The sequence below is a fragment of the Streptomyces sp. S4.7 genome, from assembly GCF_010384365.1.
Taxonomy (GTDB): Bacteria; Actinomycetota; Actinomycetes; order Streptomycetales; family Streptomycetaceae; genus Streptomyces.
The window spans coordinates 1,361,755-1,380,804 of the sequence record NZ_CP048397.1 but is presented as its reverse complement, the minus strand read 5'-3'; the positions used below and the strand labels follow the sequence as shown (position 1 = coordinate 1,380,804).

General features: G+C 71.3%; 13 protein-coding genes. 9 read left to right on the top strand and 4 right to left on the bottom strand.

The window, feature by feature from the left end; translation table 11 throughout:
• Nucleotides 1-330 precede the first annotated feature (330 nt).
• A complete protein-coding gene (locus SSPS47_RS06080; protein ID WP_164249329.1) occupies nt 331-2,040 on the top strand; it encodes an MFS transporter in 1,710 nt (569 codons plus the stop codon).
• 98 nt (nt 2,041-2,138) lie between these two features.
• Nucleotides 2,139-3,350 carry an acyl-CoA dehydrogenase family protein gene (locus tag SSPS47_RS06075; protein WP_164249327.1) on the top strand — a complete coding sequence of 404 codons (1,212 nt, stop codon included), beginning with the start codon at nt 2,139-2,141 and terminating at the stop codon, nt 3,348-3,350.
• Nucleotides 3,351-3,377: 27 nt separating this feature from the next.
• Here the strand turns inward: SSPS47_RS06075 and sepF are convergent, their stop codons facing one another.
• Complete coding sequence (gene sepF / locus SSPS47_RS06070; protein WP_147877456.1) at nt 3,378-3,812, bottom strand: cell division protein SepF; 435 nt, start codon at nt 3,810-3,812, stop codon at nt 3,378-3,380.
• Between the two features lie 277 nt (nt 3,813-4,089).
• Here sepF and SSPS47_RS06065 point away from each other — a divergent pair, with 277 nt between their 5' ends.
• From SSPS47_RS06065 to SSPS47_RS06035, 7 genes are all read left to right on the top strand, one after another.
• A complete protein-coding gene (locus tag SSPS47_RS06065) occupies nt 4,090-5,295 on the top strand; it encodes a DUF5685 family protein (protein WP_203557792.1) in 1,206 nt (401 codons plus the stop codon).
• Nucleotides 5,296-5,331: 36 nt separating this feature from the next.
• Complete coding sequence (locus SSPS47_RS06060) at nt 5,332-6,132, top strand: DUF1684 domain-containing protein (RefSeq protein ID WP_164249319.1); 801 nt, start codon at nt 5,332-5,334, stop codon at nt 6,130-6,132.
• A 289-nt stretch (nt 6,133-6,421) separates the two neighbouring features.
• Complete coding sequence (locus tag SSPS47_RS06055; protein ID WP_164249317.1) at nt 6,422-7,321, top strand: S1 family peptidase; 900 nt, start codon at nt 6,422-6,424, stop codon at nt 7,319-7,321.
• 425 nt (nt 7,322-7,746) lie between these two features.
• Nucleotides 7,747-8,832, top strand: a complete 1,086-nt coding sequence (locus tag SSPS47_RS06050) for a S1 family peptidase (protein WP_164249315.1) — start codon at nt 7,747-7,749, stop codon at nt 8,830-8,832.
• A gap of 202 nt (nt 8,833-9,034) precedes the next feature.
• A complete protein-coding gene (locus tag SSPS47_RS06045; protein WP_164249313.1) occupies nt 9,035-12,511 on the top strand; it encodes a DNA polymerase III subunit alpha in 3,477 nt (1,158 codons plus the stop codon).
• Entirely contained in the window at nt 12,508-13,509 is a 1,002-nt protein-coding gene (locus SSPS47_RS06040; protein WP_164254403.1) for a hypothetical protein, read from the top strand. The genes SSPS47_RS06045 and SSPS47_RS06040 overlap by 4 nt, the downstream gene beginning before the upstream one ends.
• A gap of 221 nt (nt 13,510-13,730) precedes the next feature.
• A complete protein-coding gene (locus SSPS47_RS06035; protein WP_147877450.1) occupies nt 13,731-14,636 on the top strand; it encodes an alpha/beta fold hydrolase in 906 nt (301 codons plus the stop codon).
• Nucleotides 14,637-14,721: 85 nt separating this feature from the next.
• On the opposite strand, the gene SSPS47_RS06030 is transcribed toward SSPS47_RS06035, so the two are convergent.
• From SSPS47_RS06030 to SSPS47_RS35215, 3 genes are all read right to left on the bottom strand, one after another.
• Complete coding sequence (locus SSPS47_RS06030) at nt 14,722-15,753, bottom strand: lytic polysaccharide monooxygenase (protein WP_164249312.1); 1,032 nt, start codon at nt 15,751-15,753, stop codon at nt 14,722-14,724.
• Nucleotides 15,754-16,005: 252 nt separating this feature from the next.
• Nucleotides 16,006-17,433: a cellulose binding domain-containing protein gene (locus tag SSPS47_RS06025; protein WP_164249310.1), complete on the bottom strand. Its 1,428-nt coding sequence runs from the start codon at nt 17,431-17,433 to the stop codon at nt 16,006-16,008.
• Nucleotides 17,434-17,469: 36 nt separating this feature from the next.
• Nucleotides 17,470-18,945 (bottom strand): family 20 glycosylhydrolase, encoded by a 1,476-nt coding sequence (locus SSPS47_RS35215; RefSeq protein ID WP_164249308.1) that lies wholly within the window; start codon nt 18,943-18,945, stop codon nt 17,470-17,472.
• Nucleotides 18,946-19,050 lie beyond the last annotated feature (105 nt).

Below are 19,050 nucleotides of genomic sequence, written 5' to 3'. Positions count from 1 at the left end.
TCAAGTGACCTTGTGCCCTATTGCTCGTGGCGGGACCCCGGTAAGTGTCTTTGTGCACAACAGAATTAGTTCACCGTGGCGTCGCACGGAATTTTCCGACCGCTTGACCGAGGCTTGACCGCACCGGGGTGACCCCCCGGGCGTACGCCGTCCGCCGGCGTGCGCGACACTTCGACGTTCGTCGAGGTGAGATGGGCCACGCTCCCGGCAGGCGAACTCGCGTACGCTGTCCGCGCACTCGCCCGCCGATGCCGGGCCGCCCCTGGGACATGTCGTCGCAAGTCCCGCCCGGTCCGCCGAGCGCGAGGGTCTTCTTTGGGAGGTAGTCAGATGTCCGGGACCACCACGGCCGGAGCGCGGCTGCGTGCCGCCGTCGGCGGGGGTGCCCATGGTGACGTCAACCGCTGGGCCGTCCTGGTCGTACTCTGCGTCAGTCTGCTGCTCGTCGCGCTCGACGCGACCGTGCTGCACGTCGCCGTCCCCGCCGTCACCGAGGACCTGCGGCCGAGCGGCGTCGAACTGCTGTGGATCGTGGACGCCTACCCGCTGGTCTGCGCGGCGCTGCTGATCCTCTTCGGCACGCTCGGCGACCGGATCGGCCGCCGGCGGGTCCTGCTCATGGGCTACGGGATCTTCGGGCTCGCTTCGGTCGCCGCGGCCTTCGCCGACTCTCCCGGGACACTGATCGCCGCACGCGCCCTGCTGGGCATCGGCGGCGCGATGATCATGCCCGCGACACTCTCCATCCTCCGTACGGTCTTCCCCGACCGGCGCGAGCGCGCCATGGCGATCGGCATCTGGACGGCGGTCGCCGCCGTCGGCGCCGCGACGGGACCGGTCCTCGGCGGATTCCTCGTCGAGCACTTCTGGTGGGGCTCCGTCTTCCTGATCAATGTGCCGCTGATGGCGCTGATCCTCCCGGTCTCCCGCTTCCTGCTGCCCGAGTCGAAGGGCGACTGCGACGGCCCGTGGGACGTGGTCGGCGCGCTGCTGGCGGCGGCCGGTGTGCTCGGCGTCGTCCTCGGGGTCAAGCGCCTGGGCGCGGGCGCGTCGATGCTCGACGTCAAGACCTTCGGGCCGCTGCTGCTGGGCGCGGTCCTGGTGGCGTTCTTCGTACGGCGGCAGAGGCGCCGGAAACATCCCCTCATAGACGTCACGATGTTCACCAGGCCGACCTTCTCCACCTCCGTGGGCTGCATCGTGCTCGCCATGCTCGCTCTGGTCGGCCTGGAGCTGATCGCCGTCCAGTACCTCCAGCTGGTGCTGGGTCTCGGCCCGCTGGAGACCGGACTGCGCCTGCTGCCCCTCACCTTCGCGGCCATAGCGGCCGGTGCCACCGGCTCGTACACACTGCGCAGGGTCGGCCCGCGCCGGATGGTCGCCTGCGGGTTCGTCCTGACCGCGGGCGCCGTGCTGCTGCTGGTGATGATGGGGCAGCACGACCGGCCGGGGCTGCTGACGACGGCGTTCGTGCTGCTCGGTTTCGGTCTGCAGTCCACACTCTTCGGGGCGTACGAGTCGATGCTCAGCGAGGCACCGCCCGAGCAGGCCGGTGGCGCCGCCGCCATCGGGGAGACGTCCTACCAGCTCGGCGCGGGGATGGGCATCGCGCTGCTCGGCAGCGTCATGAACGCGGCCTACGCGCCCGCCCTGTCGTCGGGCTCGGTCCACGGGGTCCCGGAGGCGGCGGGGACGGCCGCCGCCAACTCGCTGGGGGAGGCCTACCAGGTGGCCGCCCAGCTCGGTGGTCCGGCGGGGGAGGCCCTGCGGATCGCGGCACGTCACTCCTTCGTGCACGGTCTGCATGTCACGCTCCTGGTCAGCGCGGGGCTGCTGCTGCTCGGCGCGGTGGCGGCGCTGCGGCTGCCCCGGGTGATGGACTGCGGTGCGCCGCCCCGCGGGGAGAGCGCGGACATACCGGCACCGCGCGACGGTACGGCGGTCGGGGCCGCGGCCCCCGGGGGCCGGAGCGCCGCGCGCCACGGCGGGTCTGGACGGGCGGCGGCCCTGCGCCGTAATGTCGGCGCGGAGCCTAACTAGCGCTGCTAGTTTTACTGGGTCCGCGGATCGACGACCGCGGACCGACATCCGCGAACGACACCGCGCACCGACATCCGCGAGCCGCCGGAGGCAGCCACATGTCCGCACCCTCAGCCCCGAAGCCGTCCTCCTCGAAACGTCCGCCCTTCGACCCGCGCGACCCGCTCGGCATCGACGATCTGCTGGACCCCGAGGAGCTGGCCGTCCGCGACACGATGCGCTCCTGGGCCACAGACCGGGTCATGCCGCACATCGCCGAGTGGTACGAGCGCGGTGAGCTGCCCGTCATCCGCGAGCTGAGCCGCGAGCTGGGCTCCATCGGAGCGCTCGGCATGTCGCTCCAGGGCTACGGCTGCGCGGGCGCCACCGCCGTCCAGTACGGACTCGCCTGTCTGGAGCTGGAGGCCGCCGACTCCGGGATCCGCTCGCTCGTCTCCGTGCAGGGCTCCCTCGCCATGTACGCGATCCACCGGTTCGGTTCCGAGGAGCAGAAGCAGCGCTGGCTGCCGGGTATGGCGGCCGGCGAGATCATCGGCTGCTTCGGTCTCACCGAGCCCGACCACGGCTCCGACCCGGCCGGGATGCGCACGTACGCCAAGCGCGACGGCACCGACTGGGTGCTCACCGGCCGCAAGATGTGGATCACCAACGGCTCGGTCGCGGGCGTCGCCGTTGTCTGGGCCCGGACGGACGACGGGATCCGGGGCTTTCTCGTACCGGCCGGCAGCCCCGGTTTCTCCGCTCCCGAGATCAAGCACAAGTGGTCGCTGCGGGCCTCGGTCACCAGCGAACTGGTCATGGACGAGGTGCGGCTCCCCGCCGACGCCGTACTCCCGGAGGTCACCGGTCTGCGCGGGCCCCTGAGCTGTCTGAGCCACGCCCGCTACGGGATCGTCTGGGGCTCGATGGGCGCGGCACGCGCCAGTTTCGAGTCGGCGGTGGACTACGCGAAGGACCGTGAACAGTTCGGCAGGCCGATCGGCGGCTTCCAGCTCACGCAGGCCAAGCTCGCCGACATGGCGGTCGAACTCCACAAGGGGATCCTGCTCGCGCACCATCTGGGCCGGCGTCTGGACGCGGGGAAGCTCCTTCCCGAGCAGGTCAGCTTCGGAAAGCTCAACAATGTGCGGGAGGCGATCGAGATCTGCCGTACCTCGCGCACGATCCTCGGGGCCAACGGGATCTCGCTCGAATATCCCGTGATGCGGCACGCGACGAATCTGGAGTCGGTGCTCACCTACGAGGGCACCGTCGAGATGCACCAGCTGGTGCTGGGCAAGGCACTCACCGGTCTCGATGCCTTCCGGTGACCGGGGGTGACCCGGTGAGCGCCTCGCTCAGCTCTGGTTGAAGAAGCCGTCCCGCTGGTGTGCCTGGGACTCCCCGCTGACGATCTCGGTGTCGGCGGGGGTCAGCAGGAACACCCGGGTGGCCACACGGTCGATCGAGCCGCGGAGACCGAAGATCAGTCCGGCGGCGAAGTCGACGACGCGCTTGGCGTCGGCGGGCTCCATCGCGGTGAGGTTCAGGATGACCGGGACGCCCTCGCGGAAGAGTTCGCCGACCCCACGCGCGTCCCGGAAGCTCTCCGGGGTGACGGTGGCGATCCTGCGCTCCTGTTCCGGAGCGGCCTCGGCGGCGATCCGCACACGCGGATCGGTCTTCCAGGTGTCGTTGTTCTCGGCACCCTCGGAGTACTCGTCGTCGTAGTAACGCTCGTCGTTGTCCTCAACGAGGCCCAGCCAGGCACTCGCCTTGCGCACCGATCCCATGGACGCCTCCTTTCACCGCGGTCGCTTGTGGTTCCGCATCCCTATGGTCGTCCATGATGCGGATTGCGCGCCAAGTGGATTGTCGCCGCGCAGGGGATTCGTGACGGTACTGGTGCAGAAGATATGGTGATTCGTCAGGTTTCTTCCTGCATACGGGCCCTGATGTACTGAAAATATGAAAGTCCGGCCAGACGGGTGACGGTGGGGACGTACGGGTGAAACCGATGGCTCGATACGATGCCTGACGCACCGTCGAACGACTCATGGGGGAACCGTCGTGTTCGGAATGGTCAGGCCCTGTAGCCACCGGCTCTCGGAGGGCCTCAAGACCGAGTGGATGGCTCATTTGTGCGGGCTCTGCCTGGCACTTCGCTCGGATCACGGACAGTTCTCCCGCATCGTCACCAACTACGACGGCCTGATCGTCTCCGTTCTGACGGAGGCTCAGTCCGAGCGTGCCACCGGATGGCGCCGCACAGCTGGCCCCTGCCCACTTCGCGGTATGCGAACCGCCCCGGTGGCGAAAGGCGAGGGAGCGCGCCTCGCGGCGGCCGTCTCCCTGGTGCTCGCCTCGGCCAAGGTGCGGGACCACGTCGCCGACGGGGACGGGGTGTTGAAGCGCCGTCCGATGGCGGTCGCCGCGCGCCGGATAGCCGGCGGCTGGGACCGCGCGGGCGCGCGTACCGGCGCGGAGCTCGGCTTCGACACGGCGGTGCTCGTCGACGCGGTCGACCGGCAGACCGGCATCGAGGCGCTCGCCGGACCGGGTACCTCGCTGCTCACCGTCACCGAACCGACCGAGACGGCGACGGCCGCGGCTTTCGCGCACACCGCCGTACTCGCGGGCCGGCCGGCCAACACGGCGCCGCTCGCCGAGGCGGGCCGGCTCTTCGGGCGGCTCGCGCATCTGCTGGACGCCGTGGAGGACCGGGCCGCCGACGCCGAGTCGGGTTCCTGGAACCCGCTCACGGCCACCGGGACCTCACTCGCCGAGGCGCGCAGGCTCGCGGACGACGCGCGGCACGGCATCAGGCTGGCGCTGCGCGACGCGGAGTTCGTCGACGACAAGCTGGCGCACGTGCTGCTCGCGCACGAGTTGCGCACCTCGGTCGACCGCGCCTTCGGGACACCGTCCTGCTCGCACCAGGGGGAGGCGAGCGTCCAGGGCGGCGGCAATCCGTACAGTGGGCAGGGCGGGAACCCGTACGGCTCGAACAATCCCTACGGGGGCGGGAATCCCTACGGCGGCGGCGCGCCCGGTGGTCCCGGTGGCCCCGGACCCGACCCGCTTCCCCAGCCGCCCCGGCGGCCGGAGCGGCGCGGCTTCTGGGCCGGCTGCGCGGTGGCGATCGGCCTCTGCTGCACCTGCAAGCTCTGCTGCGCCAAGGAGTACGAGGGCCCGTGGTCGCGAAAGAAGCGCGAGGGCTGCTGCCGGGACTGTGATTCGTGCGACTGCTGTGACTGCTGCGACTGCAGCTGCTGAGTCCCGGCCCCGGCGCGTGTGGAAGGCTGCGTCGGCATGAGTACAGACATCGACCCGGATCCCGTGCGGAACTGGGAGAACTGGCATGAACGCCGCATCGCCTCGGTCTCGGCGCCGCACGGACCGCTCTCGCTCACCGGAACCCACTGGCTCTCCGAGTACCCGGAAGGTCGAATTCCGGCCGTGCCCGGCGTATGGCGGGAGCGTGTTGACGGCGTGTCAGTGACCGCCGGCGCCGACGACGGGATCACGGTCGACGGCCGGCCGCTGACCGGTGAGGCCGTTCTGACCGCCGACCGGGGCCCCATCGGTGAGTCCCGGGTCGCGCACGGCGGACGCAGACTGGTGGTCATGCGCCGTGAAGGGCTCTGGGCGGTACGTGACTTCGACCCGGACTCCCCGGCGCGCAGGGAGTTCAGGACCGTCGAGGCCACGCCGTACGACGACCGCTGGGTGCTGCCGGGCCGCTTCCGGCCGTACCCGCAGAGCCGCACCGTGCGTGTCGGGAACGCCGACGGGCGCGAGCGCGGACTCGGGCTCGCGGGTGAACTGGCCTTCCCCGTCGACGGTACGGAGCACACGCTCCAGGCCGCCGTCGAGCCCGACGGGTCGCTCTGGGCGGTCCTCGCCGACGCGACCAGTGGCCTGACCAGCTATCGCTTCCGTTTTCTGCGGCCGTCCCCGCCGGCCGGCGACGGCACGGTGACGGTCGATCTCAACCGGTTGCTGCTGCCGCCGTGCGCCTTCGCCGAGCACTTCATCTGCCCCTTCCCGCCACCCGGGAACACGCTGCCCTTCGAGATCCCGGCGGGGGAGCGGAGCGTGGTCGTCCGCTGAGTGCGCCCGAGTCGTTGGACGGCCCCGGTCCGCTCCGTGCGGACCGGGGCCGTCCCGGCATGTGGGCACCGCGGGATCCAGAAGCGATCAGCGATTTCAAGACGGTAAGTGACATTCCGGCCGGTGAGGGTGGCTGGAAGGAGCCCTTGCGCGGCTGGTTGGCTCACCCAATACTCCCCTCAGCGCTTGTCAGGGGCACGGCACATCCGGAATGCGGACGTATCCCTGACTGCGCCTCACGGGCCGGACCACCCCAATCAGGCCCCAGATTCCTTCGGAGGAACCACACGTGAGGATCAAGCGCACCACCCCCCGCAGTGGTATAGCGAGACGTACGCGTCTGCTCGCCATCACCACCGGTCTCGTCGCCGCCGCGGCACTCGCCGTCCCCACGGCGAGCGCCGACACGGCCGGGACCTTCAGTGCGAACCAGCTCACAGCGGCGAGCGACGCCATCCTGGGTGCCGACGTGGCGGGCACCGCCTGGTACGTCGACAAGACGACGAACGCTCTCGTCGTCGAGGCGGACTCCACCGTCAGCAAGGCGGAGATCGCCGAGATCAAGGCAGAGGCGGGGGCCAACGCAGGCGCCCTGCAGATCAAGCGGACCCCCGGCAAGCTCTCCAAGCTTCTCTCCGGCGGCGACGCGATCTACTCGCCCACCGGTCGCTGCTCGGCCGGGTTCAACGTGCGCAGCGGCACCACCGACTACTTCCTGACCGCCGGGCACTGCACCGACGGCAACCCGAACTGGTACACCAACTCGGCGCGCACCACCCTCATCGGCCCGACGGCGGGCTCCAGCTTCCCGGGCAACGACTACGGCATCGTCCGTTACTCCAACGCCTCGGTCCCGCGTCCCGGCACCGTCGGCAGCATCAACATCACCAGCGCGGCCAACGCCACGGTGGGCATGTCGGTGACCCGTCGCGGCTCCACGACGGGCACCCACAGCGGCAGCGTCCAGGGCCTCAACGCCACGGTCAACTACGGTGGCGGCGACATCGTCTCGGGCCTGATCCGGACCAACGTCTGCGCCGAGCCCGGCGACAGCGGCGGCCCGCTCTACTCGGGCAGCCGCGCGATCGGCCTCACCTCGGGCGGCAGCGGCAACTGCTCCTCCGGCGGTACGACGTACTTCCAGCCGGTCGTCGAAGCGCTGAACGCGTACGGCGTCAGCATCACCTGAGCACCTCCGAGCACCGCCCGGCCGGCCTGACGGGCCGAGCCGAACAGCGCTGACAAGAGTCCCCGCCCGTGAGCTCCGGGCGGGGACTCGGCGCGTTCACGGGGTGGTTCGGGATCTTCTCCGGGGCGTCCCCGGGCCGTTCCGGGACCGTGCGAACGGGGCGAACTCCCGGACCCGAGGGGCTGTTTCAAGACAGGACTAGTCCTCACCCGCTGCCGACCCCGTGATTGCACCGAGTGTTCACGAATGGAACGGCCGGACTCTGACCTCCCCGCGTGACCGGGTTGAAAAGGAAATGAACCCGCCGTGTGCACGTCCTGAAGTCGACCTTGTGTGCTACTGGCGAGTTTAGGAATAGTGGGCGCCTCGTCCTCCGTGTCACCGCACCCCACATGCGATGACGCGGCCCCCACAGGAGGTATCAGTTGAAGCACCGTCGCATTTCCAGGAAGCGCGTGGCGATCGCGAGCAGCGCCGTCACCGCCATGGTCGTGGCCGGGATTTCCTTCCAGACTGCGAACGCCAGTGAGGACGCCGGCGCGACCACGGCGAAGACGCTGTCGGCGCCGGCGGCCGGAAAGCTCGCATCCAGCCTCGTCGGCGACCTGGCCGGCGACGCGGCCGGCTCGTACTACGACAGCAAGACCAAGGCCCTGGTCGTCAACGTCGTGGACGAGAAGGCCGCCGAGACCGTGCGCGAGGCGGGCGCCAAGGCGAAGGTCGTGGCGCACTCCCTCGCCGAGCTGAAGGACGCCCGCGGCTCCCTCACGGGCAAGGCGAGCACCCCCGGCACGGCCGTGGCCGTCGACCCGGTCACCAACAAGGTCGTCGTCACGGCGGACAGCACCGTCAAGGGTGCCGCGCTCAACAAGCTCACCAAGGCCGTGGAGAAGCTCGGTGCCAAGGCCGAACTGAAGAAGACCGCCGGGGAGTTCAAGAAGTTCATAGCCGGCGGCGAGGCCATCCACTCCGGCGGTGGCCGCTGTTCCCTCGGCTTCAACGTCGTCGTCGGCGGCGAGCCGCACTTCATCACCGCGGGCCACTGCGGTACGACGGGCAGCTCCTGGTCCGACTCCGCCGGCGGCGCCGAGATCGGCTCCATGGTGGACTCGCAGTTCCCGGGCAACGACTTCGCGCTCGTCAAGTACACCGGCTCCACGGAGCACCCGAGCGAGGTCGACCTGTACGACGGCAGCACGCAGGCCATCGCGCAGGCGGGCGACGCGACCGTCGGCCAGGCGGTCTCGCGCAGCGGCTCCACCACCCAGGTGCACGACGGTGAGGTCACCGCGCTCGACGCCACCGTGGACTACGGAGGCGGCGACGTCGTCGAGGGCCTCATCCAGACCACGGTCTGCGCCGAGCCCGGCGACAGCGGCGGCTCGCTCTTCGCCGGTGACACCGCGCTGGGTCTGACCTCGGGCGGCAGCGGTGACTGCTCCTCGGGTGGCGAGACCTTCTTCCAGCCGGTGCCGGAGGCGCTCTCGGCGTTCGGTGCCGAGATCGGCTGACCGTACGGACAGACCGAAGGCGCACCACAGGAACAAGAGGCCCGGCCCGCCGTCACCGGCGGGCCGGGCTTTTCCGTGCGCCCGGTGTTACCGCAGGTCGGAGGGGTCCGGATGGCTGACGAGCCATGATGTCGCACAAACGTTCGATACTCATCTATGGTGGGAGCGGGGGAGGTGAGAGCGGATCGATCAGGAGGTGCGGATGCCCGGGTTCACGCATCTGCATACCGTCTCGGGGTTCTCCCTGCGGTACGGGGTCTCCCATCCCGAGCAGCTGGCCGAGAGCGCCGCCGCACGGGACATGGACGCCCTCGCCCTGACCGACCGCGACACCCTCGGCGGCGCCGTCCGCTTCATCGACGCGTGCGAGGGACAGGGGATCAGACCACTGTTCGGAGTGGAGCTGGCCGTGGCCGAACCGGCCGGCGGGCCGGTACGTGAGCGGGGCCGGACCCCCGCCGTACGGCGGCGCACCCCGGTGCGCGGCGGCGCCTTCGTCGACGAGTCCGCGCCCCGCACCGTCTTCCTCGCCCGTGACGGCGCCGCAGGCTGGGCCGATCTGTGCCGACTCGTCACCACCGCGCACGCCGCGGGGGACGGCGGCCCGCTGCTGCCCTGGCAGGACAATCACGGCGAGGGCGTCACCGTGCTCCTCGGCCCCGACTCCGGCATCGGCCGGGCCCTGGCCGCCGGCCGGACCGGCGACGCCGCCCGGCTGCTCGCCGCCTGGCGGGAGATCTACGGCGGCGCCCTGCGTCTGGAGGTCGTCCACCACGGGCGCGGGGGCACCGGGCCGGGATCGCTGCGGCACGCCGCCCGTACCCTCGGCTTCGCCGTCGAGCAGGGCGTACGGGCCGTGCTCGGCAACGCCGTACGGTACGCCGACCCCGGTCAGGGCCCGGTCGCCGATGTCCTCGACGCCGCCCGCGGACTGGTGCCCATCGACCCGCGCAAGGGCCTGGACAGCGGGGAGCGCTGGCTCAAGGACCCGGCGGCGATGGCCCGTACCGCCGAGCTGGTGGCCGAATCGGCCGGGCTCGGGCCGGGCACCGCGCACCGGCTGCTGGCCATGACACGGGAGACGGCCGAGAGCTGCCGGGTCGACCCCAAGGGCGATCTCGGGATCGGCGCCGTCCACTTCCCCGAGCCGAGGCTGGTCGGCGCCGGCCGGCGGACCGCCGCACGGGTGCTCCGGTCGAGGGTGGCCGCGGCCATGGTGCTGCGCGGCTACGACCGGGACCGGGCGTACTGGGACCGGGTGGAGGCCGAGCTGGGCACGATCGAGCGGCTCGGCTACCCCTCGTACTTCCTTACCGTCGCCCAGGTCGTGGACGACGTACGGGGGATGGGCATCCGGGTCGCGGCGCGCGGCTCCGGGGCCGGCTCGCTGGTCAACCACCTGCTGGGGATCGCGCACGCCGATCCGGTCGCGCACGGACTGCTGATGGAGCGTTTCCTCTCCGAGCGCAGGCTCGCCGACCCGAAGATGTTCGAACTCCCGGACATCGACATCGACGTCGAGTCCGCGCGGCGCCTGGAGGTCTACCGCGCGATCCTCGACCGCTTCGGCCCCGAGCGGGTCGCCGCCGTCGCGATGCCGGAGACCTACCGGGTCCGCCACGCCGTACGGGACGTGGGCGCCGCCCTGTCCATGGACCCGGCCGAGATCGACCGGATCGCCAAGTCCTTCCCGCACATCCGGGCGCGCGACGCCCGCGCGGCGATGGACGAACTGCCCGAACTGCGCGAGGTCGCGAAGGAGTCGCGGCGGGAGGGGACGGGGCACGCCCGGCTGTGGGACCTGGTGGAGGCGCTGGACGCGCTGCCGCGCACCATGGCCATGCACCCCTGCGGAGTGCTGCTCTCCGACTCCTCGCTGCTGCGCCGCACGCCGGTCGTGCCGACCAGCGGTGAGAGCTTCCCCATGTCCCAGTTCGACAAGGACGACGTCGAGAAGCTGGGACTGCTCAAGCTCGATGTGCTGGGTGTGCGGATGCAGTCGGCGATGGCGCACGCGGTCGCCGAGATCGGGCGCGCCACCGGCGAGGAACTGGACATCGACGATCCGGCGCAGGTGCCGGAGGACGACCCGCAGACGTACCGCCTCATCCGCTCCGCCGAGACCCTCGGCTGCTTCCAGATCGAGTCGCCCGGCCAGCGCGATCTGGTCGGCAGGCTCCAGCCCGCCACGTTCCACGACCTGGTGGTCGACATCTCGCTCTTCCGGCCCGGCCCCGTCGCCGCCGACATGGTGCGGCCCTTCATCGAGGCCCGGCACGGCCGCGCGCCCGTCCGCTACCCGCACGACGATCTGGAGGAGGCGCTGCGCGAGACCTACGGTGTGGTCGTCTTCCACGAGCAGATCATCCGGATGCTCGACATCATGACGGGCTGCGGCCGGGAGGAGGCGGACCGGGTCCGCAGAGGGCTCTCCCACCCCGAGTCGCAGGCGAAGATCCGGCTCTGGTTCGAGCGGACGGCCGGGGAGAAGGGATACACGGCCGAGGTCGTCGGCCGCGCCTGGGAGATCATCGAGGCCTTCGGGTCGTACGGCTTCTGCAAGGCGCACGCCGTCGCCTTCGCCGTACCGACGTACCAGTCGGCCTGGCTCAAGGCGCACCATCCGGCGGCGTTCCTCGCCGGGCTGCTGACGCACGACCCCGGCATGTACCCGAAACGGCTGCTGCTGGCGGACGCGCGGCGGCGCGGGGTGCCGGTGCTGCCGCTGGATGTGAACCGGTCGGCGGCGGTCCATAGAATCGAACTGGTGTCCGGTGCTTGGGGGGTGCGGCTCGCGCTGTCCGATGTCCACGGCATCAGCGAGGCCGAGACCGCGCGGATCGAGGCCGGCCGGCCCTACTCCTCGCTGCTGGACTTCTGGCAGCGCGCCAGGCCCGGCCGCCCGGTCGCCGAACGGCTGGCGCAGGTGGGCGCGTTGGACGAGTTCGGCGCCAACAGGCGGGATCTGCTGCTGCATCTGTCGGAACTGCACGGTGCGACACGGCGGGCGGGTGCCCACGGGGACCAGCTCCCCCTGGACGGAGGGCGGCGGACAGCCCCCGCCGGGCTGCCCGACCTGGGCGACACGGAGCGGCTGAGCGCCGAACTCGGCGTACTCGGCATGGACGCGTCCCGCCATCTGATGGCGGACCACTACGCGTTCCTGGAGGAGTTGGGCGTGATGTCGGCGAAACGGCTGCGGGAGGTGCCGCACGGCAGGACCGTCCTGGTCGCCGGCGCCAAGGTGGCCACCCAGACCCCGCCGATCCGCTCCGGCAAGCGGGTCATCTTCACGACGCTCGACGACGGCACGGGCCTGGTCGACCTCGCCTTCTTCGACGACAGCCACGAGGCGTGCGCGCACACCGTCTTCCACTCCTGGCTGCTGCTGGTGCGCGGGGTGGTGCAGCGGCGCGGCGCGCGGAGCATGAGCGTGGTCGGCGCGGCGGCCTGGAACCTGGCGGAGCTGGTCGAACTGCGGGAGAAGGGCGGCCTGGAGGCGGTCGCCGCCGCGCTGGACACCCCGGCACCGGGCCCGGGGGCCGGGGCGGACAACGGCAGGCGCATCGAGATGCCCACGGGCTACGCGATGAACCCCTGGGCCGATCTCCAGCCGCCCGGTGAAGGGCTGCCCACGGGGCGGAAGTTGTGGCATTCGAGTCCGGGGAGCGCGGGATGATCCTCTGCGTACGGTTCCACCACGAGGCCGAGACCGGGATCGAGGCCGCGCTGCCCGCCCTGCTCGGGCTGATCGACGACCTCAGCCCGGTCGTCCAGGCGCTGCCGCCGGACTCCGCGCTGGTCGATGTGGGCGGTGCCGAGCGGTACTTCGGTCAGGACGCGGCCCAGATCGCCGCCGTCCTGCGGGTGCGGGCGCTCGCGCACGTCGGGGCCGGCTGTGCGATCGGCGTCGCCGCCACCCCGATGCTCGCCGGGATGGCCGCGCGTCAGGCCGCGCCGGGCACCACGCTGACCGTCCCGGACGAGGTGCGGGCGGTCGCGGAGTTCCTGGAGTCGCTGCCGGTCGCGGCGTTGCCGGGGGTCGGCGCGGCGACCGCCCGTACGCTCCGCTCGTACGGACTCGGCACCGTGGGGAAGGCGGCGGCCGTCCCGCTGTCGACACTGCAACGGGTCGCCGGGGTGCGGATGGGGCGCGAGGTGTACGAGAAGGCCCACGGCATCGACCGTACGACGGTCGTCCCGAACGCGTCCGCTCGCTCGCTCGCCGCCGAACGGGCCTTTTCCCACGACGAGTTGGACCAGGACCGGCACCGGTCCGCGCTGCTCTCGATCACCGAGGAGCTGGGGGGCCGACTGCGGGTCGAGGGGCAGGTGTGCCGCTCACTGACGCTCACGGTGCGCTACGCCGACCGCTCCACGACGACCCGCGCCCGCACGCTGCGCGAACCCACCGCGCACTCCGTCGCGCTCATCGGCGCCGCCTACCGGATCCATGACTCGCTCGGGCTCCAGCGGGCGCGGGTACGGGCCCTGTCGCTGCGGGCCGAGGGGCTGACCCCGGCCGAACGGGCCACCCGTCAGCTCACGTTCGACCCCGTGGACGACCGGGCGCGCCGCATCGAGGCGGTGGCGGACCGGGCCCGCGCCAGGTTCGGCCCCCGGGCGGTCGTCCCCGGCACGCTCGCCGTACGGGCGCGCGCGCCGCACCGCGCGTGACGGGGCGGGCCGTGGTGGTCCGCGTGGTGGCGCCGGCGCGCGGCGGACCTGGGCCGTGTCGCCGGCGCGGCGTTGGCATTCGTTCAATTTTTACCGACGCGTAACTTCCCTTCCAGTTCCTACCCGTGCGTAACTTGGCATGAGCACAGCCAATGATGTGGTCCGGGCCACAGGGCTGACAGCTATCGCCTCTTCCCCTTGAGCCGCAAGGAGATCGCTCGATGCTGCCCTGGAAACGCGCGTTCGGACCGCTGGCGGCGCTGCTGCTGGCGGTCTCGGCCGCCACCACCGCCCCCGCCGTCGCGGCCGCCCCCACCGCGACCCCGACAGCCGTCACCGCCCCCGCGTCCGTCAACGCCGCCGCCGCGAGCAGCGGCTGGAACAACTACTCCTGCAAGCCGTCGGCCGCCCACCCCCGCCCCGTCGTCCTCGTCCACGGTACCTTCGGGAACTCCGTCGACAACTGGCTCGGTCTCGCCCCGTACCTGGTGAACCGCGGCTACTGCGTCTTCTCCCTCGACTACGGGCAGCTCCCCGGCGTGCCGTTCTTCAACGGTCTCGGCCCCATCGACAAGTCGGCCGAGCAGTTGAGCGCGTACGTCGACCGGGTACTCGCCGCCACGGGCGCCCCGGAGGCCGACATCGTCGGCCACTCCCAGGGCGGCATGATGCCCCGCCACTACCTCAAGTTCCTCGGCGGGGCACAGAAGGTGAACGCCCTGGTCGGACTCGCGCCCGACAACCACGGCACGACCCTGCTCGGCCTGACGAAACTGCTGCCGCACTTCCCCGGCGCGGAGGACCTGCTCACCGAGAAGACCCCCGGACTCGCCGACCAGATCGCCGGATCGGCGTTCCTCACGAAGCTCAACGCGGGCGGTGACACCGTGCCCGGGGTCAAGTACACCGTCATCGCGACCCGTTACGACCAGGTGGTCACGCCGTACCGCAGCCAGTTCCTGTCCGGGCCGGACGTACGCAACGTCACCCTCCAGGACCTGTGCGCGGTGAACGTCTCCGAGCACCTGGCGATCGGGCTGATCGACCGGATCGCCTTCCACGAGGTGGCCAACGCGCTCGATCCGGCCCGTGCCACACCGACGACCTGCGCCTCGGTCGTCGGCTGAGCCGACGGCACGACCGCGGGACACGGCGCGGGACATGCCGCGGGGCTCCGGACCGATCGGTCCGGAGCCCCGCGGATGCCGTACGTCAGCGGCTGTGCCGGCCGCCGCCCGCGGGCTGGGCCTTGCGGCGGACCGTACCGAACATCACGGCCGCGCCCGCGGCGAGGATCGCCGCGCCGCCCGCCGCGATGTACGGCGTGGTGCTGTCGCCACCGGTCTCGGCGAGGTTCTCCGAACCACCCGCCGGCTGCGGCTCGGCCGCACCGGCCTCGTTCGCCTCCGGGGCGTTGGCCCCGGGCTCGCCGGCCGGCTCCTCGTAACCGCCGACGTCCTTCACCGCGGTCTCCGTCCCGGACTCCCCGGCCTGCTCGGGGCCGTCACCACCGTGTCCGTCGTGGTCGACGGTGGACTTGGACGCGCCCTCCTCGACATCGGCCTCGGAGGGGGCGGACGCCTCGGGCGCGGCGGCCGAGCCGCCGTTGTCGGCGCCGAAGACCACGTCGGAGCAGGTGTAGAAAGCCTCGGGGCTGTCCGAACGCTGCCAGATCGAGTAGATCAGATGACGGCCGGACCTGGCGGGGACGATGCCGTCGAAGACATAGGCGCCGTTCACCAGCTTCGGGTCGGTGACCTTGGCGAACGGCTTGTCCTCCAGGTCGGACCACGCCAGGGCCTTGCCCGGGTCGTACCCGTCCTTGGTGATGTACAGCTCGAAGGAGCCCTTGTGCGGGGCGGTCGCCTTGTAGGTGAAGGTGCGGTTGCCCGCGGTGAAGGGCGACGAGGGCCAGTCGCCGCGCGGCAGGTCGAGCCCCTTGTACTTGTCGCGGCCCGCCGAGCAGAGCTTGCCGTCCGGGATGATCGACTTGTGGTTGCCCGCGGCGTTCGCGATGTTGACCTCGTTCCAGTCGTAGAACGCCTGCGTACCACTGGCCGCGACCGCCGCCTTGCAGGCCGCCGACTTCGGACTCTCGGGCCCTTCCGCGAAGCAGGCGGACACACGGCTGACCGGGTCCGTCATCGAGCCGTGGGCGGCGGCGGGGACGGCCGCGAGCCCGACGAGGGCGAGCGGCGCGACACCCAGCACGACGATTCCAGTGGTCCTGCGACGAGCGGTCATGGATCCGGTCTCCTTCTGAGCGGCACGAGCGAGGGGAAGCGGAGCGGGGCGAACTCCCGGCGGCGTGACCTCCGTTGCACACGGCGCCACCGGTGGCCGTCCCGCTCCGGCCCTCAGCAAGCTAGCCCCTCGAAACCCGGGAACGGCCTGCTGGGACGGGGTGAAGAGGATCCTTATGGTCCGCTTAAGGCGACGCTAAGCGACCGCTGAGCTTGGGCCGCGTGCCCGCCTCCCGTCCCACTCCCGGACCCCTCAGACCGCCGGCACCGTGTCCTCGAACGTCGTGCCCGCCGCGCGGTACCCGCTCACCAGCGCGCCCACCTGGGCGGGGCTGAGGACCTGGTCCTTCACATGCAGGACGTAGTCCACCCGCTGGTCGTACGAGCGCGGCGTGGTGCTGGTCTGGCCCGCCAGGTCGATCAGCCACTGGTTGAAGTTGATCGACATCGGCCGCTCCGGCAGATACGCGGCCCCGTGCGTCCCGAAGTGCTGACCGTCGACGTAGTAGGTGATGGCGCTGTCGTCGATGGTCACCACCAGGTCGTGCCACCCGGCGTAGCTCTGCCGGACCTCGCTGTGCTGGTTGACGGCCTCCCAGGGGTCGGGGCGGTAGGTCTCCCACGAGGTGGTGTAGAGGATGTTGGCCGGTTCGCCCCAGCCGCCGTTCGGCAGATACTCGAAGTCGTACTCCGCGTAGTCGTCCGCCATCGGCGCCTTGAGGTCGTTGATGGTGAAGAACGTCTGGACGAGACGGTCGCCGTCCGGGCCGGACCTGGGCGCGTCGCTGAACTGCACCCGCGCCGCGTACGTCCCGTCGCGGAACTTCATGGACCGGGTGAGGATCTCCGTCTGTTCCGTGGACGCGGCCGTCCCGGCGGTGGACGTCTCCAGATTCATCACCGAGTTGCCGCCCTGGTCGGCGAACGTGACGTTCTCCGGCACCCAACTGGCCCCGGGCACACCCGGACCGCCCGAGTTCGCGCGGACGCTCCAGCCGTTCGCGGCGATCTTCGGATCGCTGTGGCCGCTGTAGTCGAAGTCGTCGAACAGCGTGGGCCCTTCGGCCGGGTCGGTCGGCGGATCCGTCGGGTCGGTCGGGCCGTTGCCGCCGGGCGCCTCGCCCCAGACCGTCGCGCCGCCGATGTGCGCCGTGACCCGGGACCAGTCGCCGTACGTGGACCGCTCCTGGCCGAAGGAGTAGTCGTCGCTCTGCCCCAGCGGCTGCCAGTTCGCCTGGTGGAACCGCAGTTGCATGTCCCCGGTGTCCGCGCCGGGAGCCAGGCTGCCCGCGCCCGCCGTGAAGGAGATCTCCAGATAACGGTCGGCGGTGGCCGTCGGGCCGGCGGCCGTACCGAAGGTCCCGGTGATGTTGGCGCAGCCCTTCACCGCCCAGGAGCAGGCGAACCGGTAGGACGCGGACGGCGAATCGGCCTTGAACCAGTACCGCACCTTGACATCGCTCAGCCGGACGGCGGCGCTGCCGGTGTTGCGTACCTTCAGCCAGGGTTCGCTCTGGTCGGCCGTCGGCCCGGCCGCGCTCGTGCGGTACTGGACGGCGAGCCCGCCGGCCGCCGCCGCTCCGGCGGACGCGGGCATCGCCGCCAGCGCCGTACAGCTCAGGGCAACGGTGACCGCGGCGGCGGCTGCCGCGCGGAGGCGGCTCTTGGCGTTCTTCGTCATGGGGTGTTCCTCTCCGGAACGGTGGTGGGGGAGGGGTTACGGAAGTGGCGCCGTACCTGCGGGGGCGGTCATGAGGGACCGTGGTGTGAGCGGCCGGTAGCGGACACCGAGGGCGTCCAGCCGCGCCGTGTGATGGCGCAGCCGCTCCACGAAACCGGTCCAGTCGCTGCGCCCGCCGGACCATGCGCGGTCCGCGAGGGCGCAGAGCCGGGGGTAGGTGAGGTACTCGATCCGGTCGGGGGTCTTCACGTACTCGGTCCACAACTGCGCCTGTGTGCCGAGGACTTGGGCGGTCTCCTCGGCCGCCCAGTCGCCCGGCACCGGCTCGTTGCCGTGGACGGCGTGCAGTGCGACGGGGTCGCCGGGCTGACCGGGCGGCTCACAGGGCTCGGCGGACTGGGCGTAGTCGAGATAGGTGGCCCGGTGATGAGCCGTCACCATCTGGTGGCCGCGCCGCGCGGCGGCCAGCGCGTGCGCCGGATCGCGCCAGGTCATCACCGTGAAGTCGAGGGGCAGTTCGGTCCCCGTCTCGGCCCAGCCGACCGGTTTGCGGCCTTGCTCCACGAGGAACGCCCCGATCCGGCCCATGAACCAGGCGTGCAGCGCCGCCGGGCCACTCAGCCCCTCGGCCGCCGCGCGGGCGCGCGCCGCCGGACTGTTCTCCCACTCGGTGGTGGGGCACTCCTCGCCGCCGATGTGGATATAGGGGGACGGGAAGACGTCCATGACCTCCTCCAGCACCGTCCGGCAGAAGTCCAGGGACCGGTCGTGGACGCCGAGCACGGTGTCGCAGACACCCCACCGGGTCCAGACGTCGAGGCTCCGCCCCGGGTGGTTGCCCAGCTCGGGGTAGGCGGCGAGGGCGGCGCGCACATGGCCGGGCATCTCGATCTCGGGCACGACGTTCACCCCGCGCTCCGCCGCGTAACCCACCAGGTCCCGCAGTTCCGCCTGGGTGTACGAACCCGAGTGCGGGACGCCGTCGACCTGGGCCGCTTCCTCCAGCTCGGGCGGAATGGTCCCGATGAAGCCCCGGAGCACCACGATCGTGAACGGCAGCGTCATCATGAAGTAGACCAGGGTCAGGGTCGGCAGCCGGTCGAGCATGTTCGTGTCGCGGGAGATGATGTAGATGGGGATGATCAGTGATTCCCACGGAGCCATCTGGGCGATGAAGACCATCAGCATGAAGTGCCGCCGGCCCCTCCAGCGCATCCGGGCGACGGCGAACGCCGCACCGAGCGCCACCAGCAGCGACAGCAGCACTGCGCCGAGCGTGACCAGGACGCTGTTGCGCCAGAAGAGTTCGAAGCCGTCGGCGGTCACGGCCCGGCGGAAGTGGTCCAGCGTCCAGGTGCGCGGGACCAGTCGGGGATCGGCCGACTGGATGTCGCGGGACGGTCTGAAGGCGGTCGGGATCATCCAGTGCACGGGGAACAGACACACCACGACGGTCACGGCGGCGGCGGTGTTCAGCGGGATCCGGCGAACCCGGGGGCGCGGCAGGGTCATCGCGACTCGTCCTCCTGACGGAGCATCTGACGGAAGTAGAGCCCGCCGGGCCGCCCGCCCCATACGCCCCCGCCGGGCCGGCGGCCCCGGTGAGCCCACCAGTCC